Source organism: Nocardiopsis sp. YSL2 (assembly GCF_030555055.1).
Classification (GTDB): Bacteria; Actinomycetota; Actinomycetes; order Streptosporangiales; family Streptosporangiaceae; genus Nocardiopsis.
In genome coordinates this window covers 2,045,995-2,069,379 of sequence record NZ_JAMOAO010000001.1, presented here as the reverse complement: position 1 = coordinate 2,069,379, position 23,385 = coordinate 2,045,995, and the positions used below count along the sequence as shown (strand labels likewise).

General features: G+C 70.9%; 19 protein-coding genes and 1 tRNA gene. 11 read left to right on the top strand and 9 right to left on the bottom strand.

From position 1 onward, the window contains the following. The first annotated feature begins 24 nt into the window (after nt 1-24). Together M1P99_RS08910 and dtd are read left to right on the top strand one after the other, a co-directional pair. Nucleotides 25-1,869: a DUF2207 domain-containing protein gene (locus M1P99_RS08910; RefSeq protein WP_304452185.1), complete on the top strand. Its 1,845-nt coding sequence runs from the start codon at nt 25-27 to the stop codon at nt 1,867-1,869. Between the two features lie 64 nt (nt 1,870-1,933). Beyond that, nucleotides 1,934-2,359, top strand: a complete 426-nt coding sequence (dtd, locus tag M1P99_RS08905; protein ID WP_304452184.1) for a D-aminoacyl-tRNA deacylase — start codon at nt 1,934-1,936, stop codon at nt 2,357-2,359. Nucleotides 2,360-2,569: 210 nt separating this feature from the next. Here dtd and M1P99_RS08900 read toward each other — a convergent pair whose 3' ends face one another. Together M1P99_RS08900 and M1P99_RS08895 are read right to left on the bottom strand one after the other, a co-directional pair. Beyond that, the gene (locus M1P99_RS08900; RefSeq protein ID WP_053616752.1) at nt 2,570-3,268 is read right to left on the bottom strand and encodes a response regulator transcription factor; all 699 of its coding nucleotides are present in this window, start codon (nt 3,266-3,268) and stop codon (nt 2,570-2,572) included. Beyond that, nucleotides 3,265-4,458 (bottom strand): cell wall metabolism sensor histidine kinase WalK, encoded by a 1,194-nt coding sequence (locus tag M1P99_RS08895; protein WP_304452183.1) that lies wholly within the window; start codon nt 4,456-4,458, stop codon nt 3,265-3,267. Before M1P99_RS08895 ends, M1P99_RS08900 begins: the two co-directional genes overlap by 4 nt. Before the next feature lie 124 nt (nt 4,459-4,582). Here M1P99_RS08895 and phoU point away from each other — a divergent pair, with 124 nt between their 5' ends. From phoU to ispF, 3 genes are all read left to right on the top strand, one after another. Then, a complete protein-coding gene (gene phoU / locus M1P99_RS08890) occupies nt 4,583-5,245 on the top strand; it encodes a phosphate signaling complex protein PhoU (RefSeq protein ID WP_304452182.1) in 663 nt (220 codons plus the stop codon). A gap of 362 nt (nt 5,246-5,607) precedes the next feature. Beyond that, nucleotides 5,608-6,090, top strand: coding sequence for a CarD family transcriptional regulator (locus M1P99_RS08885; protein WP_179825249.1), 483 nt, complete (start codon nt 5,608-5,610; stop codon nt 6,088-6,090). Between the two features lie 36 nt (nt 6,091-6,126). After that, nucleotides 6,127-6,597, top strand: a complete 471-nt coding sequence (gene ispF / locus M1P99_RS08880; RefSeq protein WP_304455635.1) for a 2-C-methyl-D-erythritol 2,4-cyclodiphosphate synthase — start codon at nt 6,127-6,129, stop codon at nt 6,595-6,597. 119 nt (nt 6,598-6,716) lie between these two features. Here ispF and M1P99_RS08875 read toward each other — a convergent pair whose 3' ends face one another. After that, complete coding sequence (locus M1P99_RS08875) at nt 6,717-9,014, bottom strand: DUF2637 domain-containing protein (RefSeq protein WP_304452181.1); 2,298 nt, start codon at nt 9,012-9,014, stop codon at nt 6,717-6,719. Nucleotides 9,015-9,290: 276 nt separating this feature from the next. Between M1P99_RS08875 and cysS the strand changes: the two genes are divergently transcribed. The 4 genes from cysS (at nt 9,291) to M1P99_RS08855 (ending at nt 12,726) form a co-directional block, all read left to right on the top strand. After that, nucleotides 9,291-10,685, top strand: a complete 1,395-nt coding sequence (gene cysS / locus M1P99_RS08870) for a cysteine--tRNA ligase (RefSeq protein ID WP_304452180.1) — start codon at nt 9,291-9,293, stop codon at nt 10,683-10,685. Nucleotides 10,686-10,823: 138 nt separating this feature from the next. Beyond that, on the top strand, nt 10,824-11,777 hold the full coding sequence (gene rlmB / locus M1P99_RS08865; RefSeq protein ID WP_304452179.1) for a 23S rRNA (guanosine(2251)-2'-O)-methyltransferase RlmB: 954 nt from the start codon (nt 10,824-10,826) through the stop codon (nt 11,775-11,777). A gap of 338 nt (nt 11,778-12,115) precedes the next feature. Further along, nucleotides 12,116-12,188, top strand: a tRNA-Thr gene (locus tag M1P99_RS08860). Nucleotides 12,189-12,345: 157 nt separating this feature from the next. Continuing rightward, a complete protein-coding gene (locus M1P99_RS08855; RefSeq protein ID WP_304452178.1) occupies nt 12,346-12,726 on the top strand; it encodes a hypothetical protein in 381 nt (126 codons plus the stop codon). On the opposite strand, the gene M1P99_RS08850 is transcribed toward M1P99_RS08855, so the two are convergent. Next, nucleotides 12,693-13,364, bottom strand: a complete 672-nt coding sequence (locus tag M1P99_RS08850) for an AAA family ATPase (RefSeq protein WP_304452177.1) — start codon at nt 13,362-13,364, stop codon at nt 12,693-12,695. The genes M1P99_RS08855 and M1P99_RS08850 overlap by 34 nt on opposite strands. A 941-nt stretch (nt 13,365-14,305) precedes the next feature. Between M1P99_RS08850 and M1P99_RS08845 the strand changes: the two genes are divergently transcribed. Continuing rightward, nucleotides 14,306-15,004: a response regulator transcription factor gene (locus tag M1P99_RS08845; protein ID WP_304452176.1), complete on the top strand. Its 699-nt coding sequence runs from the start codon at nt 14,306-14,308 to the stop codon at nt 15,002-15,004. A 27-nt stretch (nt 15,005-15,031) separates the two neighbouring features. On the opposite strand, the gene M1P99_RS08840 is transcribed toward M1P99_RS08845, so the two are convergent. Next, nucleotides 15,032-16,309, bottom strand: coding sequence for a sensor histidine kinase (locus M1P99_RS08840; RefSeq protein ID WP_304452175.1), 1,278 nt, complete (start codon nt 16,307-16,309; stop codon nt 15,032-15,034). Nucleotides 16,310-16,798: 489 nt separating this feature from the next. On the opposite strand from M1P99_RS08840, the gene M1P99_RS08835 reads away from it, so the two are divergent. Continuing rightward, the gene (locus tag M1P99_RS08835; protein ID WP_304452174.1) at nt 16,799-17,548 is read left to right on the top strand and encodes a hypothetical protein; all 750 of its coding nucleotides are present in this window, start codon (nt 16,799-16,801) and stop codon (nt 17,546-17,548) included. A gap of 95 nt (nt 17,549-17,643) precedes the next feature. On the opposite strand, the gene M1P99_RS08830 is transcribed toward M1P99_RS08835, so the two are convergent. From M1P99_RS08830 to M1P99_RS08815, 4 genes are all read right to left on the bottom strand, one after another. Further along, complete coding sequence (locus tag M1P99_RS08830) at nt 17,644-18,759, bottom strand: calcium/sodium antiporter (protein ID WP_304455634.1); 1,116 nt, start codon at nt 18,757-18,759, stop codon at nt 17,644-17,646. Nucleotides 18,760-19,542: 783 nt separating this feature from the next. Further along, the gene (locus tag M1P99_RS08825) at nt 19,543-20,367 is read right to left on the bottom strand and encodes a class I SAM-dependent methyltransferase (protein ID WP_304452173.1); all 825 of its coding nucleotides are present in this window, start codon (nt 20,365-20,367) and stop codon (nt 19,543-19,545) included. A 418-nt stretch (nt 20,368-20,785) separates the two neighbouring features. Then, nucleotides 20,786-21,763, bottom strand: coding sequence for an aldo/keto reductase (locus M1P99_RS08820; protein WP_304452172.1), 978 nt, complete (start codon nt 21,761-21,763; stop codon nt 20,786-20,788). A gap of 57 nt (nt 21,764-21,820) precedes the next feature. Beyond that, nucleotides 21,821-23,272, bottom strand: a complete 1,452-nt coding sequence (locus tag M1P99_RS08815) for an MFS transporter (protein ID WP_304452171.1) — start codon at nt 23,270-23,272, stop codon at nt 21,821-21,823. Between the last annotated feature and the right edge of the window lie 113 nt (nt 23,273-23,385).

Below are 23,385 nucleotides of genomic sequence, written 5' to 3'. Positions count from 1 at the left end.
TGGGACCGGATAGGCTCTCGCGACATGTGGTGGGTCGGCTCCTGGCGCCCGGCCGTCGCGGTGGCGACGGCTCTTTTCGTGTTCTCCTCGCTGCTCCTGGTGCCCGTCGTGGCCGGGACGCAGGGACGGGCCCACGCCGCGACTGCGGCACCGGGCTCCACAGTACCGGGGGCACGAACGGCGGCGGCTGGCCCTCCGGCCGCCGCGGACCCGGAGATCCACAACGACATACTGCTCCGGCTCGACGAACAGGGCACCCTCCACGGAGAAGAGACCCTCACCTTCACCGGGACCGCTCCCGACACCTTCACCCGGTCGCTCACCGAGACCATGCTCTACGACACCGACCACGACCGGAACTTCGAGGTGAGCGCGGTCACGGCGACCGACCTCGAAGGTGACCCGGTGGCGGTCGAGGCCGACAAGGTCGACGGCAAGCTGCTCGCGCGGATCGACACGGCGGGCACCGGCGGTGTGGTGCTCTCCTACCAGGTCGTCGGCACCGTCAGCGAGATCGCGCAGGGCGTCCAGATGGAGTGGCGGGCGGTCGGGGGCTACAGCCACCCCGTCGCGGCCACGGACGTGACCGTGACGGCGCCCCTGCCGCCCGAGGCGCTCTCCTGCCTGGCGGGGGAGCGGCGCAGCGCGATCTACTGCACCGCCTCCGACATGGGCGAGGGCTCCGACCTCGCGCACTTCCTCCAGGCCGACATGGACCCCGACGACCGCCTGGACATCGTCGTCAACTACCCGCCCGGCACCGCCCGGGGCGAACCGATCCTCACCCGCCGCTGGTCCCTGGTGTCGGCCTTCGAGGTCACCCCGCTGACCTCCAGCGTGTTCGGGCTGCTGCTGGCGGTGCTCGTGGGCGGACTGGTGGTGCTGATCCGGGTCCGCGGCCGGGACGAGCGCGCGCTGCGCAAGGAGGCCGCCAGGGTCGAACAGGCGCCCGTCGGGACCGGCGACCGGGGTCGGCCGCGGTTCGAGCCGCCCGACGGCGTGCACCCGGGGCAGATCGGCACGCTGGTCAACGAGACCGTGGACATCACCGACCTCACCGGCGCGGTCGTCGACCTGGCGGTACGCGGCTACATCCGGCTGGAGGAACTGCCCCACGAGCACTTCACGTCCGTGGACTGGCGCCTGGTCCGCCTGGACGGCCCGCCGGGGGAGTCCCTGCTGCCCTACGAGTGGCTGCTGATGGACGCCCTGTTCGGCGAGCACGCCACGGTGCGCCTGTCGAGGGTGGGGTCGCGGAGCACGGTCGACGACTTCCCCACCCGCATCGACCGGGTGCGCGAGGAGCTGTACCGCGACATGGTCCGGCTGCGGTGGTTCGCCCGCCCGCCCCACCAGGTGCGCGGCCGCTGGAGCACCGCCGGGATCGCCGTCACCGTCTCGGGCGTGGTCCTGACCGGCCTGCTGGCGGCGTTCACCTCGGCGGCGTTCACGGGCCTGGCCGTGATCATCGCGGGCGCGGCCGTCACGGCGGGTGCCCAGTACATGCCGGCCAAGACCAAACTCGGAAGCTCGGTGTTCGCGCACACCATGGGGTTCCGCGACTACCTGCTCAGCCAGCGGTCGGCGACCGCCCCGCCGGGGCAGCGGGTGGAGCTCTACTCGCGCTACCTGCCGTACGCGGTGATCTTCGACGACGTGGACCGGTGGGCGAACATCCTGGCCTCCGCCGCGCTCGCCGACCTCAGCGACGAGGAGCTGACCGGCGACGGCCTGGCCTGGTACACCGGACCGCGGGAGTGGCGGATCGAGGACTTCGCCGACTCCATCAGCGCGTTCTCGGTGATCCTCACCGGCATCATCACCAACAGCCGCCGCCTGCGGCTGCTCAACCAGCGCAGGCTGCGGTAGCGGCCCGCCGTAGAGCCGGGCCGCGGACGCCGCGGGACGGATGGCAACCAGAGGAGGGGCAGGTATGCGCGCTGTGGTTCAGCGGGTGTCGCACGCGTCGGTGACGGTCGGCGGCGAGGTGGTCGGGGCGATCGACCGGCCCGGGTTGGCGGCGCTGGTCGGCGTGACCCACGAGGACACCGGGGCCGGGGCGCGCAAGCTCGCGAGGAAGCTGTGGACCCTGCGCGTCCTGGAGGACGAGCAGTCGTGCTCCGACACCGGTGCGCCGCTGCTCGTGGTCAGCCAGTTCACGCTCTACGGCGACGCCCGCAAGGGCCGGCGCCCCACCTGGCAGGCGGCCGCCCCGGGGCCCGTCGCCGAACCCCTGGTGGACGCGGTGGTCAAGGAGCTGCGCGACCTGGGAGCGGAGGTCGCCACGGGGGTGTTCGGCGCCCAGATGTCCGTCGCACTCACGAACGAGGGCCCCTTCACGGTCATCGTCGAGGTCTGAGCGCCGTCACTCCACCGACCCGCGGACGGACCCGGACCGCTGTGCCGGGCGCGGCCGGCGACCGCACCGGACCAGGCCCCGCTCCGCCCGCGGCCCACGGCGGTGCCGCTGCCGGGCAGGGGCGCCGCTGCGGCCGACGGAGCCGGATACGACGGTCCCGGGAGGTGGCGGGCCACGTCCCGGGACAGCAGGAGAGGGGGTAGGGCGGGGCTACTCCACCGCCGCGGTGACCGGCTCGAACTTGTAGCCCAGGCCGCGCACGGTCACGATGTACCTCGGGGTGCCGGGGTCCTCCTCGATCTTCGCGCGCAGGCGCTTGACGTGCACGTCGAGGGTCTTGGTGTCGCCGACGTAGTCGGCACCCCACACGCGGTCGATGAGCTGCATCCGGGTGAGCACCCGCCCGGCGTTGCGCAGGAGCACCTCCAGCAGCTCGAACTCCTTCAGGGGAAGCTGGACGTGGTCGCCGCGCACCGTCACCACGTGCCGCTCCACGTCCATGCGGACGGGACCGGCCTCCAGGGCGGCGGGCAGGACGACCTCGTCCTCGCCCCGACGGCGCAGCACCGCGCGGATGCGCGCCACCAGCTCGCGGGACGAGAAGGGCTTGGTCACGTAGTCGTCGGCGCCCAGTTCCAGACCGACGACCTTGTCGATCTCGGAGTCCTTGGCGGTGAGCATGATCACGGGGACGTTGGACTTCTGCCGCAGGGTCCGGCACACCTCGGTGCCCGACAGACCCGGAAGCATCAGGTCCAACAGCACCAGGTCCGCACCCGTGCGGTCGAAGGTCTCCAGGGCCACGGTTCCCGTGGGCGCCACGGCGACCTCGAAGCCCTCCTTGCGCAACATGTACGACAGGGCGTCGCTGTACGATTCCTCGTCCTCGACAACGAGTACGCGCGTCACTGTGCCGCCTCCTGACGGTCGGTGTTCCGGGAGGCGTCGGCCCCTCGGCTCTCGGGTCTGGGCAGACGCAGTGTGAACGTCGACCCGGACCCCTCCTTGCTCCACACGTTCACTTCTCCACGGTGGTGGGTCATGATGTGCTTGACGATGGCCAGGCCGAGACCGGTTCCGCCGGTGGCCCGGCTCCGAGCGGCGTCCACTCGGTAGAACCGCTCGAAGATCCTTTCCAGGTCCTGCTGGGGAATCCCGATCCCCTGGTCCGCGACGCTGATGTCGACGCTGGTCCTGGACACGCCCACCGAGACGGCGACGCGCGTGTTCTTCGGACTGTAGGCGACGGCGTTGGCCACCAGGTTGCGCAGGGCCGTCCCGAGCAGGCCCTCGTCGCCGAGGACGGTGACTCCCTCCGCGCCGCTGCCGACCAGCTCGATCCCCTTGGCGTCGGCCGGCATGCGCACCGCGTCGAGCGCCTCCTCCACGACGGCGCCGAGGTCCACCCGGGTCGGCTCGGCCATCGGCTCCGCGCCCTGGATGCGCGAGAGCGTGATGAGGTCCTGGATGACGGCCGTCAGGCGGGACGCCTCGGTCTGCATGCGCTCGGTGAAGCGGCGCACGGCCTCGGGGTCGTCGCTGGCGTCCTGTACCGTTTCCGCCAACAGGGACAGTGCGCCGACCGGGGTCTTCAACTCGTGCGAGATGTTGGCCACGAAGTCGCGCCGGACGGCCTCCACCCGCCGGTGCTCGGTCTGGTCCTCCGCCAGGACGAGCACGAGACCGGTGCCGCCCAGAGGGGCCACGCGTACCGCGAAGGACGTGGCGTCGGGGCCGAACTTGCGGACGGCCACCTCGATGTCCGTCTCCCTGATCACCCCGTCGCGCCGGACCTGCCTGGCCAGGGCCAGGAGTTCGGTGATGACGAGTTCCTCGCCCCGGACGATGCCGAAGGCGCGGGCCGCGGACGAGGCGCGCAGGACGCGGTCGGCGGAGTCGAGCACGACGGCGGAGGAGGGAAGCGCGGAGAGCACCTCGGCGATCCCGGGTGGCAGAGTGCTGCCGTCGGGATGAGGCGGGTCCGGCGTCCGGCGGTCGACCGCGCGGGCACGGAAGAAGGGACCGGCGAGGACACCGAAGACGATGCCTGTCACGAGTCCGAAGATGCCGGTCACGGCAGCGAGTAGTTCCCCTTGCACGGTTCGATCGTAAACGGACGGACTCGGTCTTTACCCTCTGAGGCACCGCGACACAACCGAGCTTCTTCCACCGTTCACCGACTCTTGGCCGACACTTCAATCAACCACTGGGAGCATTGACGCCATGCGAGATACCTACCACGAGGACCTCGACAGCCTGAGCGAACGCCTGGTCGAGATGACCAGGCTGGCCCGGCACGCGGTCGCCCGCGCCACCACGGCGCTGCTCGACAGCGACCTCACGGCCGCCCAGGAGGTCATCTCCGGCGACGAGGCGATCAACCGCCTCGACCAGGAGATCGAGGACACGGCGTTCAGCCTGATGGCTCGCCAGCAGCCGGTCGCCTCGGACCTGCGGATGATCATCACGTCGCTCTACATGCGCGGCGACCTGGAGCGGATGGGCGACCACGCGGTCCACCTGGCGAAGATCGCCCGGCGGCGCCACCCGGACTCGGCGATCCCCAAGCCGGTCCGCTCGATCGTGCTGGAGATGGGCCACCAGGCGGAGATGCTGGTGACCAAGGCCGGCGAGGTCATCACCGAGCGCGACCCCGACACCGCGCTGGAGCTGGACAAGGACGACGACCGGATGGACCGGCTGCGCCGCAAGCTCCTGCAGCGGATCCTCACCCCGGGCTGGGAGTACGGGGTGGAGGCCACCATGGACGTGACGCTGGTCGGCCGCTTCTACGAACGCTTCGGTGACCACGCGGTGCACGTCGCGGACAACCTCGTGTACATGGTGACGGGCGAGAAGCGGGAGGACTACGAGCCGGAGTCGTGATCCGGGCCGGGGGCGGGGTCCGTGCCGGTGCGGAACGGGTCCGTGCGCCCGCTCGGCGGTGAGGGGTACGGGCGCCGGCCGACCTGTGGCGAAATCGTGATATGTATCGCTCCGGCGCGGGGAACCCTACCGGTTCGCGCCCCGGCACGCTTCACCGGCCCCCTCCCTCGGACGTGCGGGTCGCCCAGGCCAGTAGGGGTCTGAGCGCTCACTGACCTGGCCCGACCCCGTGTCCGAGCTGTTCGGGTACACTTTGTCAAGCCCCAAAAAGGTACCCTTGACCTGCGTGTTCGCAAACCTATTAGGTACGTTAAGTCACAGATTCGTGGTATCCTTGTGGTAGCGGAAGGGGTACCTGTCACATGGCTTTCAAGGTCGGCGACACTGTTGTCTACCCCCATCATGGGGCTGCTCGTATTGAAGCGATCGAGACTCGCACCATTAAGGGCGAGGACAGAAGCTATCTCGTTCTGAGGGTCGACAAGGGCGATCTGACGGTGCGTGTGCCCGCCTCGAACGCCGAGGATGTCGGCGTTCGCGACGTGGTGGGTCAGGAGGGCCTGGACAAGGTCTTCGAGGTGCTTCGCGCACCGCACACCGAGGAGCCCACCAACTGGTCCAGGCGCTACAAGGCGAACCTGGAGAAGTTGGCGTCGGGCGATGTCAACAAGGTCGCCGAGGTCGTTCGGGACCTCTGGCGCCGGGACAAGGAACGCGGTCTGTCCGCCGGTGAGAAGCGGATGCTCGCCAAGGCGCGGCAGATTCTCGTCAGCGAACTCGCACTGGCGGAAAAGACCAACGAGGACAAGGCGGAAGCCCTCCTCGACGAGGTTCTGACGGGCTGAGGGCACGGTCGTAGAATCGCGTAATTGATGACGAATATGCCTCGGGTGGGCGTCGGAACCGACGTCCACCCGTTTTCTCCTGGACGAACCCTTTTCCTGGCCGGATTGGAATGGCCCGGAGAAGACGGGGTCAGCGGCCATTCCGATGGCGACGTGGCCGCGCACGCGGCCTGCGACGCGCTGCTGTCGGCCTGCGGGCTCGGGGACCTCGGATCCAACTTCGGCACGTCCGACCCGCGGTGGAAGGGCGCGTCCGGTGCCGCCCTGCTCACCGAGACGGTGGCGCGCGTGCGCGCGGCCGGGTTCGAGATCGGCAACGTGGCGGTCCAGATCATCAGCAACCGGCCCAAGTTCGCGCCACGGCGCGCGGAGGCCGAGAAGACGCTGTCAGAGGTCGTGGGAGCGCCCGTGAGCATCTCGGCGACCACGACCGACGGGCTGGGCCTCACCGGGCGTGGAGAGGGCATCGCGGCCGTCGCGACGGCCCTCTGCGCACCCGAGCACTGAGCGGCCGGGCGGACCCGTACGACACCAGGGCCCCGGGGCGTACACACGGCAGGAACGTGTGCGCGCCCCGGGGCCCTTCGTCGTGCCCTGGGCCGGCCCGGGGAGGAGCCGCGGCGGAGCTACTCCTCCGGGCGCAGGGGCTCGCTGCGCACGCGTCGGGAGGGCGGCTCGGCCGAGGAGAGGTCCGGCAGCTCGGGCCGCGGCGGCTTGAGCACCATCGGCCGCTTCTCCACGGGTGTGCGCAGTGCCCGCTTGCGCAGGGCGGGGCGCTCCGGCGCGGTGGCGGGCCGTGGATCGGGATCCGTGCCCGTCACGGGGCGGGCGTCGTCTCCGTGCGCCGAACCGTCCGCGGCGGAGGCTTCCGGCTCCGCCGGTGGTCCGGACGCCGGTTCCGCCACGGCGTCGTACTCGGGCTCTCTGTCGGCTTCTGACCGCGGCTCCGTCCCGCGGGCGGGCGCCTCCTCCGGACGCGTCGGCTCCGGCTCCGGCTCCGGAGCGGGGCTGGCCGCGCCGGGAGGGACCGACCCCGAGAAGCGGGGCGGACGGGGCGCCCAGGACTCCACGGCGGGTCGTGGAGGGGCGGGAGGGACCGGTCCGGGGGCCTCCGGCTCGGAAGGGGCGATGCGGAAGGCGGCGCGCACCTCCGGGCCCGTGTCGTGGTCGAGAGCGGGTACGGGCGTCGGTTCCGCGGGCGCGGCCGGCGTGGGCGCGGCGTCGGTACGGTCGGGTCCGTGCCCGTCCCGGGGCTCGTCCGGGTCCTCGTCGGGCGGGGTCCACACCGGAGGGACGTAGTCGTCCAGCACGGTGGTCTCCGCCTCCTCCTCCGGCGGTTCCCAGAGGTCACCGCCCGGGTCGGACCCCACCGGTGCGAGGGGCTCGGCCGGGGTGTCGTCCTGGGTCGGCGCGTCGACGACCGCTCCGTCGTCGGCCGGGGTCCGGACCGGACGAAGCGTCGGCTCGTCCCGCGAGGCGTCCGGCTCCGGCGTCGCGGCGGGAGCCGAGAAGGCGGTCGACGCCGTGCGGTCGTCCGGTCCCACGTCTTCGGCGGAGGGCTCCGTCCGGACCTCCGCCTCCGCCGTCGCGGCGGGCCCGTCCTGCGAGCCGTCCGGCCGAGCGACGGACGTCGGTGCCGCAGCCGATGCGGCGGGTTCGTCCGGGAGTTCCTCGGTGTCCTCGTCGCCCTCGGCGTCGTCCGGGGCGGGAGCGGGCACCGCGGGGTCGCCGGGTGCGTCGACCGCGGATGCGGACGAGAGTCGTTCCTCCCGCGGCGCGGCGGGGTCGTCGACGGGCGCGAACGCCTCCCCGTCCTGGTCGTCCGCCCACAGGGACACGGGCGCGGGGGCCGGACCGGGGGCCGGTGCCTCGGCCTCAGGAACGTCCTGGGGCGCCTCGGCCTCGTCGGTGGTGGGGTCGCCGGGCGGGGGTTCGTGCTGGAAGCCCTCGTCGGCGAGGTGGTCCGCACGGGGCGGGACGTCATCGGTCCCGGCCTCGACGGGCGCGGGCGCGGCCGCACCGGGCACCACAGGGACCGTCTCGACGGCGCGCCTGATCGGGTTGTCGCCCCGGCTGGAACGACGGGGCAGCGGAACCGTCGGGACGGAGACCTCCGCCTCGTCCGGGCCGTTCGCCGCCGGGTCCGCCTCGGGGCCGGACGCCTTCTCGGGCGCGTCGTCCCCAGGAGCAACGGGTTCCGCCCGAAGGCGACCCACGGGCGGTGCGTCGTCCTCCACCGGTGCGTCGGACCGGACGGCCGGCGAGGTCCGGATGGCGGTGTCGTCGGCGGCGCCCAGACGCAACAGCCGTGCGCTGAGGGCGTCTTCGTCCTCGTCTGCGACCTCGTCCTCGTCGTCGTCGAACTCGTCCTCGGCCGGGGCGACCGCCCGGGCGGGCAGCACCGTGGTGCGGTCCTGTGCGGGACGCGGCCGCGGGGACACGCGTCGCCGGCGCCGGATGTGCGCGCGCACGGTCAGCCACAGCAGGAAGGCGACCAGGAGCGCGGCCAGGGGCGCGACGGCGACGATGACGTTGGCGACGCGCTGGCTCACCGACTCCACGAGCCGGAGGTTGTGCAGGAGCATGGCGGCCGCGGCCAGCAGGACCAGTGCCGGGATCAGGACGACGTCGACCCACAGGCGCTGTCTCGGCCGCGCCTCGCGCAGCATGTAGCTGACCCAGAAGGCCATGAGGACCAGCAGCGTGTAGGTCGCTGGGAACACGTGTGCCAGGGGGCTCGCCTCGTGCCCGCCGTACTCCGCGAACTGGAAGATGCCGTGGTAGGAGATGACGAGGGCGCACACGGCGATGACGCCGACGAACAGGGCGCCACCGACGAGAGCACCGGCTCCCGAGCCGCGACCTGCGGGCCGACCGTTCCGTGTCCCTGTCTCGGGGGCGTTGTTGTAAGGGGCCATCGCCATCGCAGCGTAGTCCAGCCGGTGGCGCTAACACGAGATTCCGACCGATTACGGTCGCTTCCCGACCGGGTGATCTCGTGTCGTTCTGTGGGCGTTTGTCAGGTTTTGCAAGCCGCAGAACGCGGACACCGGTGGCGGAAGCGAGTTATCCCATGCCCCGATGTCTCGAATACGGTTCAGTCCATATCCGTGTCGTGACCTGTCCGTGAGCCGATTCAGCGTGGCCGTGCTCCGGGTTTGTGACGCGGGTGCGAGGGGAAAGCAGATACGCTTGACAACGTGAGTCTGCGCTTCTATGACACCAGTGCCCGACAGGTCCGAGAGTTCACCCCCCTGCGTGAGGGGTGTGCCTCCCTGTACCTGTGTGGTGCGACCGTGCAGGCACCCCCCCACATCGGGCACATCCGGTCCGGGGTCAACTTCGACATCCTGCGCCGCTGGCTGACGCACCTGGGCTACGACGTCACCTTCTGCCGCAACGTCACCGACATCGACGACAAGATCATCAACGTCGCCGCGGCCGAGGGCGTGCCCTGGTGGAAGGTGAGCGAGCGCAACCAGCGCGCCTTCACCCACGCCTACGACATCCTGGGCTGCCTGCCGCCCACCGTCGAACCGCGGGCCACCGGCCACGTCCCCGAGATGATCGACCTCATGCGGCGGCTCATCGACGCCGGCCACGCCTACGCGGCCGACGACTCCTCCGGTGACGTCTACTTCGACGTGCGCTCCTACCCGCGCTACGGGGAGCTGTCCAACCAGCGCCCGGACCAGGTCACGGAGTCTCCCGACGCCGCACGCGACAAGCGCGACCCCCGCGACTTCGCGCTGTGGAAGGGCGCCAAGCCGGGCGAGCCGAGCTGGGACACCCCATGGGGCCGCGGTCGGCCCGGCTGGCACCTGGAGTGCTCGGCGATGGCCACCAAGTACCTGGGCCCGACCTTCGACATCCACGGCGGCGGACTGGACCTGGTCTTCCCGCACCACGAGAACGAGCTGGCGCAGTCGCGGGCGGCCGACGACGGTTTCGCGCGCTACTGGCTGCACAACGGCCTGCTCACCGTGGGCGGCGAGAAGATGAGCAAGTCGCTCGGCAACTCCCTGCTCATCCCGCAGATGGTCAAGAAGGTCCGGCCGGTGGAGCTGCGCTACTACCTCGGCCAGGCGCACTACCGGTCCAACATCGACTACTCCGACACCGCGCTCCAGGAGGCCGCGGCCGCCTACCAGCGGATCGAGGGCTTCGTCACGCGTGCCGTCGAAATAGCGGGAGAGGTCGTCCCGGCCGCGGACGTGCCCGCCGAGTTCGCCGCAGCGCTGAACGACGACCTCGGGGTCTCGCAGGCGCTCGCCGTCGTGCACGGGCACGTACGCGAGGGCAACACCGCTCTGCACGCGGGCAGCAAGGAGAAGGTCGCCGAACTGGCCGGGCAGCTGCGCACGATGCTCGACATCCTCGGAGTGGACCCGCTCAGCGAGCAGTGGGCCAGCGAGGACCAGGGGCTGCGCGAGGTCGTCGACGCCTTGGTCGCGGTCGCCCTGGAGCAGCGCCAGGCGGCCCGTGCCCGCAAGGACTACGCGGCGGCCGACGCGATCCGTGACCAGCTCGCCGAGGCGGGCGTGGTGGTCGAGGACACCCCGCAGGGACCGCGCTGGGACCTGCGGCGCGGCTGACGAAGGACACGCGCGGTGGCGCGGCGGCGTTAGTCTGGAAGTTCGCCGCCGCCCTCGCGCTGGTCGGCGGATTCCACCAGCCGGACACACGAGTGCTTCCGGCATGCTCGCGCGATGATGTACGGGGAGGCGGCGACCATGCCGGCGAAGAAGAGCAAGAAGGGCCCGACCAAGGGCAGCGGCGGCAAGAACAAGCGTTCCCTGGAGGGCAAGAGCGGTACCCTGCCCGCCAAGGAGCGGCACTGGTACCAGGGCAAGCAGCGCGCCCGCGCGGCCGGCCGACCGGCCCAGCCCGGTGACAAGCCCGGGCCGCGCAACGAGCGCCGCGGTGAGGGCGCCGACCTGCTGATCGGGCGCAACCCGGTCGTGGAGGCGCTGCGCGCGGGCATGCCCGCCACGCGGCTGTTCCTGTCCAACAGCCTCGACCCCGACGACCGGGTCAACGAGGCGGCCAAGCTGGCCGGCTCCCAGGGCGTGGACATCGTCGAGGTGAACCGCACCGACCTGGACCGCCGCTGCGAGAGCAACGGGCTGCCCGACGCCACCCACCAGGGCATCGTGCTCCAGGTGCGGCCCTACCAGTACTGGGCGCCCGAAGGGCTGCTCGACGCCGCCCTGGAAGCGGACACCCCGCCGCTGGTCGTCATGCTGGACGGCGTCACCGACCCGCACAACCTGGGCGCCATCGCGCGCTCGGCCGCGGCGTTCAACGCGCACGGGATCGTCATCCCCGAGCGGCGCTCGGCGAGCGTCACCATGACCGCGTGGAAGACCTCCGCGGGCACGCTCGCCCGCCTGCCCGTGGCCCAGGCCACCAACCTGACGCGCACGCTGGAGACCTTCAAGAAGGAGGGCCTCTTCGTCGTCGGCCTCGACGCCGAGGGCGACACGCAGCTGCCCGATCTGGAACTGGCCACCGGCCCGCTCGTGGTCGTGGTGGGCTCCGAGGGCAAGGGGTTGTCGCGTCTGGTGCGCGAGGCCTGCGACGTGGTGGCGAGCATCCCGATCGGTGGTGCGGAGTCCCTCAACGCCTCCGTCGCCGCGGGCGTCGCCCTGTACGAGGTCGCCCGCCGCCGAGGCGCGTCCGCCTAGGACACCGACGGGCCCCGGAGCAGGCTCCGGGGCCCGCCCCCGCTGGGGCACCATGCGGCCCCCGCAGGCCGGTCCCGTGGCCGGCGTCGGACCGGTGGACGGCCGACGCGGGGCCGGGCCGGGGACCGAGCGCCTCCGACGAGTACGCCGGGTGGGAGGGTGCACCGCGCCCTGTACCGCGTCACACGTCTGAGGGAGCTTCTGGCGGGCCCCGATGCGCGGGCGAAGGGTCTCGCCCCGGGGATGTCCGGACTCGTGCACGGCCGAGTAGGCCTGTGGGCGTTCGAACCGGTACCATTCGGGTGGACGCGCCCGAGGTCGTCAGGCTTTGGGAGCCCGCCAGCGTAGCTCAATTGGCAGAGCAATCGCCTTGTAAGCGATAGGTTAGGGGTTCAAGTCCCCTCGCTGGCTCTCACATGGTCTGACCTGGGACATCTTCAGGCGGAGCCGCTTCGCCGACAGCCCGGAGAGGTCTCGCTTCCGGGCACCCCGCGTGTACGCCGGGGACCGCGCAACCTGGCCGCAGGAACCCTGAAGACCCACGTCGACTCCTTCGTCCTGACCCCGTATGCCGCCGGTCACGGTCAGGCCGTTCCCCCATGTGGCCCTCGAGGACTGCGGCTACTACGTTCGCTGGCTCTTCGATCACCCGGAGCGGTCCAACGGCATGGACCTCGAAGTCGCTATCGAACACGTGGCCTACACCGGCATGGCGGCGGCGTTCGAGAAGGTCACCGGGCATCCGGCGCAGTACATCGACACTGATCTGGATACGTACTGGAACAGCCCGGACCTGAGGGGGATCGCTGACCACCCCGCCGGATGCAACGCCGATCACGGGCAAGCTGTGGAGCGGGGAGGGGTCAAGACGCACCCGAGCACGTGGGGGCGCCGTACCGCCGTGACCAGCCCGTGTCAGGGGGGATCGGACGTCACGAGTTCGAGCTGAGTCGGGGGCGACTCCGTCGCGTCGTGTCGAGGACTCCGGGTCTTCGCACGCTGGCCGAAGCGGACCCAGGCCAGCTCCCGTGCCCGGCGCCGGTCGAGCACGAGCAGACTGCGTGCGCCCGGCGCGAACGCCGCGGGCCCGTGCCGGGTGACCGCACGCAGCTGCCGCCAGCGCCGCGAATGCACCCGGTGGCTGCGCTCGGTCACCCGTCGCCCCCGCGCGTTCTGCCCGGTCAGGGCCTCCGCCGGCGTGGCGTCGATCATCAGCACGTGCACCTCGTACCGGCGGAGGCGGCAGAGCAGCGCGAGTAGCACGCGGACCGGGCGACGGGTCCCGCACTCGTGCACCACCACCGGGCCGCCGCGCAGCGCCGCGGCCACCCGGGCCAGGTGCAGTACGTGCACCACCCAGCGCCACAGGGGGTAGGGGGCCGGGCCGAGCAGCGGTCGCAGCCGGTACCGCGACTGCAGCGAGTCGATCACTCGCACACCGTCCGCGGTGAGCACGGTCCGCTTCTCATCCCCGCGCAGACCGAACAGCCGCCGCAGCAGGGTGCTCTTGCCGGCGCCGGGCACCCCTGTGACCAGAACCAGGGACCGCCGAGGGTAGACCGCTCCGCACACCGTCGCGTCCCTCATCGTGGGCGCATGCGTAGGCACGGCGCCAGCACCGTCCACTGAGCGTCTGCCGGAACTCCCCGAGTCACGAGACATGATCACCGCATGACCCTGATCCGCTGGGGAGACACGTCCTGGCGTTCGGGCCGAAGGCGCTTTGACGGCCGCCCCGCCGGGGGCGTTGGCTCGTCCGACCCTCCCGCTCTGAGCCGGATCTCCGCGTGCCCGACGGCCGCCCGGCTGTCGGCGACACGTGCACACCGGTTCTGGCACGGAGTCGGTGCAACGCCGGCGTCAGTCGGGGTCGCCCCCGCGGTGATGCGAGGTGTCCCTCGTGCCACCCACAACCTGTTCTCCCCTCATCGCCTCAGCCGCGAGCAGCCGCGTCTCCCGCTGCCGGTCTCGGCGGTGCTGCCTCTGGGTCGGGTCCGCAGCCGCTGTGAACGCCGCCCGGCCGAGACCCCTGCCCGCGGACGGCTCCCCGCTGGGCCGACCGACGGGCCGCCGGTCCCGCGCCCGTGCCGGTAGGGTAGTGCCGGTATAGTTATTGGTTGCCTCGGTGCGTGGTTCCCGCCTCGTCGCATGTGTTGGGTGCGGTGGATCCGGCCCCCGCAGCAGCCAGTGCAAAGGAATGGCGAACCACGGCGTCGCGGTGCTGACGGTTCTCCATGTCCGTCGGAAGAGCCCAGGCCAGGGGACGACGGTCCATGGGAATTTTACCGGTTCAGGTTGTGGGCGGCGAGAATTCCGAACCTTCGGTGCGCAGGCGCCCTCACGTCATGTGTCGTCGGTCCAGGCGCCACCGGGGAACATGACGGGAGGCACGGATGCGCGGCCGCACGGGGTCTGCGAGCGGTGGGACGTGCGTGAAAGGCTAGAGTCAGCGGAAAAGGGTGCCCCCTTTCGGGAACGCCTGACGCGCGTTCCGCCGTGTCCGTAGGCCGTTGTGGAACGAGGTCCGCGTGGTGGGCGAATCGCCTCCGATTCGGGTTCTGATCGTCGACGACCAGGTCCTCATGCGCGAGGGCCTGCGCAAACTGCTGGAGATCGAGCCGGGGATCGAGGTGGTCGGCGCCGCCGTCGACGGGGCCGAAGCACTCGCGCTGCTGACGTCTCCCGAGGGGGCGGCCGTCGACCTCGTCCTGGCCGATGCCCGGATGCCCGTGATGGACGGCGTGACCATGATCGAACGGTTGCGTGAGGACCGTCCGGAACTGCCCGTGGTCGTCCTGACCACGTTCGACGAGGACGAGTTGGTCCTCGGCGCGCTGCGTGCCGGTGCCAAGGGCTACCTGCTCAAGGACACCATGCCCGAGCACCTGGCGGACGCCGTGCGCAGGGCGGCGCGCGGTGAGTTCGTGCTGGGGAGCTCGGCCACGGAGAGCCTGGTCGGTGTCCTGCTCAAGGCTCCCGGCGACGTGGTCGCCGAGGCTGAACGCGAGGACGGGGGGTCGGCCGCCGGCCCGGGGGAGGGGGTGCTGTCCCAGCGCGAGGAGGAGGCGGCACGCCTCGTGGGAGACGGCGCGAGCAACCGCGAGATCGCCCGCAGCCTGTTCATCTCCGAGGGCACCGCCAGGAACCACGTCACGAACATCCTGCGCAAGCTGAACCTGCGCGACCGCACCAGGCTCGCGCTGTGGGTCAGCGGACGCGACGGCTGACGGCGTCCGTTCCAGGCGGGGCGGCGTTCACGGCTGGTGGAGCCGACTCCGTTCGTGGGTCCGGCCCACCGGGAAGCGCGCCCGCAGCCGGACGCCTCCCTCGGGTCCCCTCCCCTCCACGCTCAGGTCGCCGCCGACGGCCCCGATGCGCTCCCTGAGCCCCCGCAGTCCACCGCCCCCGGCGAGCCGGTCGGGCGTGGACCCGCTCCCGTTGTCGCTCACGTCCACCTCGATCCCGTCGGAGCACCGCACCCGGACCAGGACCCGGTCGGCGCCGGAGTGGCGTAGCGCGTTGGTCAGGGCTTCCTGCAGCGTTCGGTAGCACGCGAGTTCGGTCTCGTCCGAGATCGGCGGCCACTCACCGTCCTGGGTGAGGCCGATGTCGATGTCGGGGCCCGAGAGCGACTCGGCGAGGGAGCGCATCGCGTCCGCGCCCGTACGGCCGTCCAGCGTCAGCGGGCGCAGGGCGCGCACCCAGCGCCTGGTGTCCTGGAGCGCCTCCCGAGCCAGCCGCTGCGCGTCGTCCACCTCCGTCCACGCCTCCTCGGGACGCAGCGCGCGGAAGCGCTTGGCGTTGGCCAGGGCCAGGTTGATCACCGTGAGGTGGTGGCCGACGGAGTCGTGCATCTCACGGGCCATGCGCGTGCGCTCGGCGGTGACGGTCAGATCACGGACCCGGTCGGCGTACCCGCGCAGCTCACCGTGGGCCAGTTCGAGCTCCGACATCAGCTCCTCCCTCTCCTGGGCACCCCGCCGCGCCTGCATGAGCGCCCCGAAGACGATGAGCACGGCCAGAGCCTGGAAGGCCACGAGTGCCGTACTCAGCAGCGCCGCGGCGGGGGTCTGCCACGGGCTGACGATGACGGTGACGAACACGGTGAGCGCCACGGTCGCGATGTAGGCGACGGCGGCGGGGGTGCCGAAGACCAGGACGGCGTTGCAGATGGCGAGCATCATCAGCACGAACGAGGGGAACCCGCCCCACAGGAGGAAGTACAGGGTGCCCGCGTAGAAGCACAGGGCGGCCGCCCTGTGCCGTCCTCCGGTGGCGGCAGACCAGGGAACGGCGAGCCAGAGCGCCGAGAGCAGCACCACCGCGGCGAGGCTGGAGATCCTCAGGGGGTCCCATGCCTCCTCCGGGAGCCGGATGGCCTGCGCGCCGTCCGATCTGAGTACGGGAGAGACGGCGTTGATGAGCGTGAACAGTGCCATCGCCGTCCAGAAGAACAGCGAGAGGACGCGCGGTGCGCGCTCTCCATCGAAAGCGAGCCATTCCTGCGCCAGGCCATTCCCTCTTTCGCTCATGGGCGACAACATATCCGACCCGCGCACGGGCGCAATTCATGTCCGGTTCACATGACACCAGGCACGCGAGGGGCCCTGGTCAGGCGTGCGTCTTCGTGACGTCAGGTCGATGCGTGCCGGAGCGGAACGTTCCTAGAGTGGTCTGAGAAGAGTTTCCAGGAGGTGGAAGAATGGCAGAAGAATCCGTCTGCCTCGCAGTTTCCGGCCCGTCTCGACGCACACTCCCGAGACTGCTCCAGGAGGAGCCGCGCATGACCGCCGGTCTCATTTCCGGGTGCCTTCGGATCAGTGGGCCGACGCTTTCCGCCCCTCTACGCACACCGCGGGAGGCCGGTCCGGTCGTACCGACGAGGGCGGCGACGCGTATCCACGCCCGTGTGGACCAGCGTGTCCTTCCGCTGGGCGTGAGCGGTGTACCGCGGCCGGCGGGTCGGGAGGGCGTCACCTCCCGGGGCGGCCGCGCGGACACGGGAGCGGGGGGAGGTCCCCGTGGAGCACGGATCTGAGCCCCCGGCACTCCGAGTGCCCGTCACCGGCATCGTCTGCACGGTGGTCTGCCTGCTGGCGATGGCGGGGATCACATGGGCGGCCTGGGACATGCTGCCCGCGGTGGTGGCCACGCGCGAGGCGAGGGGAGGGCGCGATGCCGTCGAGGTGCCCCGCCTGCTGTTCGTCTCGCTGGGTCCCGCCGCCGCGGTGCTGGTCGCCGCCCTGGCCGTGGCGGCATCTCCGCTGGACCGCGCGATCGAGCGGCGGCTGGGACTGACGGTCGGCGGGGACGCCCGGGCCCGTGCCCGTAGCCTCAACGCCGTGCTGGTCGTCATGGGGCTGCTCTTCCTCGCCGTGCACTGCCTGGTGATCGCGGTGGGCACCGACGGCCCCGTCCCCGTCGCTCCCCTCGCCGCCGCCCTCGCGGGAGTGGTGCTCGCTCTGGTCGGTGTGCTGGTACCGGTGTCCGCACGGTCGTGGGCGATGCCCGAGAACCGTTCCCACCGGTTATGGGCCGGGGCCTGGCGGAGGGCGCAGCCCCTGGCCGGTGCGGCGATGGTCGTTTCGGGGGGCCTGCTCACCGCGGTGGGGCCCGCCGCGTTCGTCCTCCTGCCCGGTCCGCTCCTCGGAGCGCTCGTGATGGCCGCCGCGGTGCTGGCGGCCACCCTGGTGCCCTTCGGACTGGCGTTGGCGCGTGCCGTCGGCGAGGTGCGCCGAGGCGGACCGGGAGGCGGCGACGCGCCCACGTGAGCACGACGGTGAGGGGTGGACCCCGCGGTGCTCAACGCCGCGCCGTCACGAGGGCGCGGACGAAGACCGCGGGCTCCACCCCGTCCCGCGCTCCTTCACACCCGTTTCGTGCGGGTGGCTCCGGTTCGCCTTCCGCGGCGGCGCGTGCCCAGCTCGTAGATCATCACCAACAGCAGCCACAGCACGGTGAGGGGAATGACGAACCACAGCATCGCGGTGCTGAAGGGCTCCAGGGCCTCATGCTCGGTGGCCTCCACCACCAGGTAGATGATGTAGGCGGCGTAGAAGCCGACGAGCAGTGCGCCCTCCCATCGGGCCACGTCCAGCTTGGTCAGCGCGATGGGCAGCAGCACCAGGGACACCGCCACCATGATCGGCAGGTCGAACCGCAGGGCCGCCGACGCGACGGCGATCCCCTCGGGGGAGATGAGGGCGGTCAGACCGAGCACCGCGCCGATGTTGAACACGTTGCTGCCCACGATGTTGCCCACGGCCATGTCGCGCTCGCCCCGCAGCACCGCGACGACACAGGTCACCAACTCGGGCAGCGACGTCCCGATCGCGACCACGGTCAGCCCGATGAGCAGGTCGCTCACTCCCAGCGCCGTCGCGATCGCGCTGGCCCCGTACACCAGCAGCCGCGCCCCCGCCACGAGCAGGGCCGTGCCCAGGACCACGAGCACCACGTCCGCCATGACCGACCGCGCGCGCGTGGTGCCGTGGACGGGGACGGCGGAGTCCACCCGCCCGGCGGCGGTTCCGTCCTTCGCGCGACGCCGGGAGACGAGGACCGTGACGGTGACGTAGACCGCCAGGGCCGCCAGCAGCAGGGCGCCCTCCACTCGGCCCAGGTTCCCGTCCAGGGCCATCAGGAGCACCGCCACCGACAACAACGCCATCACCGGGATGTCGGCGCGTACGACCTGCGAGTTCACCGCCAGGGGCACGAACAGCGCCGCCGCCCCGAGTACCAGCAGGATGTTGGCGATGTTGCTGCCCACGACGTTGCCCACGGCCAGACCCGGGTACCCGGAGAGCGCGGCGTCGGTACTGACCGCCAGCTCCGGTGCCGATGTCGTGAAGGAGACCACGGTCAGGCCCACGACCAGCGAGGACATCCCCAGTGTCCGTGCCAGAGAACCGGCGCCCCGGACGAGGGACTCCCCTCCGGCCACCAACAGAACGAATCCCGCCACCAGAGCGAGAACCACCAACGCGCTCACATGAACCTCTCGATCGCTCACCCCGCCGAGCCCGGGAACAGCCGTTCCCCGCAGGGTCTTCCATGCAGGCCATCAGGTATCCGCCGAACGCGCCGTGGTGCGTTCCTGCCGGGACCGGCGGAGGCCGTGTCCCCCGACGGAGCCTCCGTGCCGGGCTCCCCGCGCAGAGACCATGGCGGGGAGGAACGGACAGGACGATCAGCCCTTCACTGATCGGTGTCCACGGTGCGTACGGTCGCGTAGAGCAGCATGTCACGCCGTCGGCCGCGACCCCGCGCCCCCGGGAGGAAAGGGCCACCGAGTATCCGACGCCTCGGCGGGGGAGGCGTTCGGAGGCGGGGATCCGATCGTCGGAACGTAGGGGTCGGTCGACAGTTCCCGGGCCATCGGCACGGCGGGTGCGGCCGGTCGGCGAAGCATGACACGGCCATGCGATGGCGGTGTCACCGGCCAAGGTGGCAGGGGTGGGAGAGTCACGGACCCGGTATCGACTAGGGGAAGACGGTCTCACTCCCCGGTCGGCGGGAGGTTCCGGGGCACGGTTCTGCGATGGAGGCCCTCGACGTGTACGGGTAGGGCGGAACGCCCTCGGAGGACGACATCCACCCGAGAGCGGAGCGGTTCATCGGTCATGCGCGGGGCGATGACACGCTGGGCGGAGCGGGTGCGGGCCCACCATGCCTCCCGTCGGGCCGGAGGTGTGTCCAGCGCGGCGCCGGCGGGCCGGGCCGGTGGAGCGGGGAGGCGGGGTGTGGGGGGAGGGAACCGGCATCAGTGCTGTGCTGCTGGGGTGGTCTCCAGTGGTCCTGCGGCGAGTGGCTGCTCCTTGTGGCCCCAGGCTTGAACCAGCGCGGGCGAGAGATCCCAGAAGTCCGGGTCCTCCAGCAACAGGTAGGCCGCGCTGAGCTCGGCCTCCGTGAGGTAGCCCTTGCCGATGAGCTGGTCATGGGACATGGTGATCGTCAGGCGCCAGAAGTCCGCGAGCGGAGTGCCGCCGCGCAGGTTCTGCGTGACCGTGTTCGCTCCCACCTCGCTGAAGCCGAGCTTGGCGAACGATCCGGGGTGCGTGCGCGCCCACCAGCTGTCCGTGCCCAGACTTCGGCGGATGAGGTCGCTCCAACGCCGGAGGACCTGTCGGTAGACGGGGTGGGGCGAGCTGTCGATGGGGAACCAGCAGAACGACTCGATGAGGACGAATCCGCCCGGCGCCAGCCAGGACCTCATCCGGCGGAGTACCTCGTCCCGTTCGGGGAGGTGGCTGAGCACGAGTCGGGCGTGGATGACGTCGAAGGAGGACTCCGGGAACTCCCCGCTCGTCACGTCGTGCCTGAGGACGGTGATGTTGTCCTCCGGGAGACCGCGCAGGCCCGAGGTGTCGATGTCGGTGGCCACCACCTCGCCGTCGACCGCTCGCTGTGCCAACCAGCGGGCGATCGACCCGGTCCCCGCGCCCACTTCGAGGCAGCGGGCGTCCGGCCGTACTCCCAACCGGTCCAGGGTCGTGGTGGCCAGGGGGTCGAAGACGTCGCAGAGGACCTTCAGCCTCCGGGATTCCTGGTCGTCGCGCACGAACAGGCTCTCCCCGTAGTGTTCCATTCTGTTCCTCTCCTCGCGTGGTTCCGGATGCACCGGTTCGGCGCGAAACCGCGCCGAACCGGCGGAGGTGGGTTTCCGTGCGCTGGGTCAGGGCGCGGGGAAAACCTCCCCACTGGGAGTGGGTCGTCGCCGTCCCGTGGGCAACAGCGCCCGCGGAAGCATCGGATATATGCCATTGATCCGAGCCGACCGCGTTCCCAGTGGAATTATTGTCCCTTTTCCGCCTTACGGCCAGACCTGTCTGTTGGTGGCCAAAGCGGTAATAACAAAAATGAAGTCAGACTCCCCTGTTGACAAAGCTCGGATTCCTCCGGAATAGGAGTGGTCGCTGAACGGAGAAACGCCCGCACGAGAGCAGGCCCAGGCCCGGGACGGTGTGACCTGGGCCTGCTCTGGTACGGGCGTTTCGTTGAACGCGCTAGAGGTTGACGCGGGCGAGGTCTCCCTCCGCGTAGCGCGCGCCGACGGCGGGCTGCAGGGTGTCGAGCCGCTCCAGCACCGACCTGGGCAGCTCCACGGCATCGGCCGCGGCGTTCTCCTCGACCCTGGACACGCGCTTGGTGCCGGGGATCGGGGCGATGTCACCGCCCTGGGCGAGCAGCCACGCCAGCGCGATCTGGCCGGGGGTCGCTGCCACCTGCGCGGCGATGTCCGCCACCTGGTCGACCAGGGCGAGGTTGCGTTCGAGGTTGCCCCGGTCGAACCTCGGGATCGAGGTGCGGAAGTCGTTCGCGTCGAGCTGGTCCAGTGATCGGATCCGGCCGGTCAGGAAACCCCTGCCGAGCGGCGAGTAGGGGACGAAGCCGATGCGCAGCTCGCGCAGGAGGGGCAGAAGCTCCTCCTCCGGCTCGCGTGACCACAGCGAGTACTCGGTCTGGACGGCCGTGATCGGATGCACGGCGTGGGCCCGCCGGATCGTCTCCGGGCCGGCCTCGGAGAGGCCGATGTGGCGCACCTTGCCCTCTCTGACCAGATCGGACAATGCGCCGACGGTGTCCTCGATGGGGGTGTCCGGATCGACGCGGTGCTGGTAGTAGAGGTCGATGCGGTCCGTGCCCAGGCGTTTCAGTGATCCCTCGACCGAGGCGCGGACGTTGTCCGGCGTGCTGTCGATGGTGTTGGGGCCGTTCCCGGCGTGCGACACCAGCCCGAACTTCGTGGCGACGACCACGTCGTCGCGTCGGTCGCGCACGGCCCTGCCGACGAGCTCCTCGTTGGTGAAGGGCCCGTAGATCTCAGCCGTGTCGATCAGGTTGACGCCCAGGTCGACCGCACGGTGGATGGTGCGCACCGCCTCGGCCTCGTCGCTGCCCGCGCCGGTGTAGTAGTCGGACATCGACATGGCACCGAGGCCGATGCGGGAGACCTCCAGATCGGCCAGTAGGGCTTTGCGCATGGCGGATGGATCCCTCTCTCGCTGCGTGGGGTGGTCTGGTGGACGGGCGGGGCGAACCTAGACGCCTCCGGCCCGGAGCGTCTGCGCGTCCTCCTTCGCCTTCGCCGTCCGCCGTAGGACGAACAGGAGGGCCAGGCCCGCCGCCGTCAGGAGGAGGCCGTCGACGAGGATCGCGGTGTGGATGCCCGGGAGTTGGGCGGCTCCAGCCGCCTCGGCTCCGATCACGGCGGTGAACACCGCGCTCATCAGGGGGATACCGATCGCGATGCCGACCTGCTGGCTCTGTGTCGCCATACCGGTCGCCATCCCCTGCTGGTCGCTGTCGACGGCCGACGTCGCGATGACCATGAACGCCAGCATCGCCAGCATGGAGAACACGGCGTTCACGAACTGGGTGGCGACGACCGCCAGAATCCAGGACGGGGTGGCCGGCATCACGAGTATCGGCAGCATGAACGCCCCCTGGCCCATCAGGGAGAGCCCGAGGAGCGTGCGAGGCGGGATCTTCTTGATGATGTGGGGGCCGACGATGCCGCCGAGAATCTGACCGATGCCGATCCCCAGAAGGACCAGACCCGCCATGAGGGGCGTGAATCCCAGCACGTTCTGGACGTAGAGGCCGGTGAAGAAGATCAGCGCGGTCTCGCCGCCGAAGATGAACAGCGCGGACATGTTGCTGAACGCGACGTCCGGCATGCGCAGGATGCGCACCGGGACCAGGGCGTCCCTCGTGCGGGACTCCACGGCCCAGAAGCCGGCCAGGAGCACGGCCGAGAGGACCATCGCCGCGACCGAGACGAGGTCCGCTCCGTTCTCGGCCGCCTGCGTGACCCCGTAGATGCCGCAGAACAGGCCCAGGGTGATCAGGACCGCTCCGGGCAGGTCGATCCGGCCGGCGTTATCGGCCTTGCTTTCCGGGACCACGAGCAGGACGACGATGACGGCGAGGATCGCGACGGGGATGTTGATGAAGAACGCCCAGCGCCACGAGAGCGCGTCGGTCAGGACCCCGCCGAGGACGGCACCGACGCTGAAGCCCGAACTCATCATGACGCCGTTGAGTCCGAGCGCCTTGGCCCGAAGCCCGGGTTCGGTGAACGTGGTGGTCAGCAGGGCCAGGGCAGCGGGGGTGACGGCTGCGGTCGCCAGTCCCTGCAGTGTGCGTGCCACGAGCAGCAGGGCGGGCGTGCCGGCCAGGCCGCCGATCACCGAGGCGACGGCCAGGATCAGCATGCCGACGATGAAGATGCGTCGGCGCCCCAGGTAGTCGCCGACCCGGCCGAACACGAGCGTGCAGCCCGCCGCGCACAGCGCGAAGGACGTCACGATCCACTGGAGACCGCCGGCGCTGAAGCCGAGGTCCACCCCGACCCGTGGAAGTGCGACGTTGAGAATGGAGAAGTCGGCGGCCATCAAGAACTGCGATGCGAGCAGAACGACGAGAACGGTGGCCTGGCGTGAGGTCATCCTTGGTGACGACGTGGTTTCCGATGCCTGTTGGGTGGTCATGCCAACAGGTTGAAGGCGTCTCCGCCGCTTAGCCATCCCCCGGCCGTGGATAGCCACGCCAAGGGTAACCACCATTGGGTCAGGCTCGATGATTGACATCGACAACCAGGGAG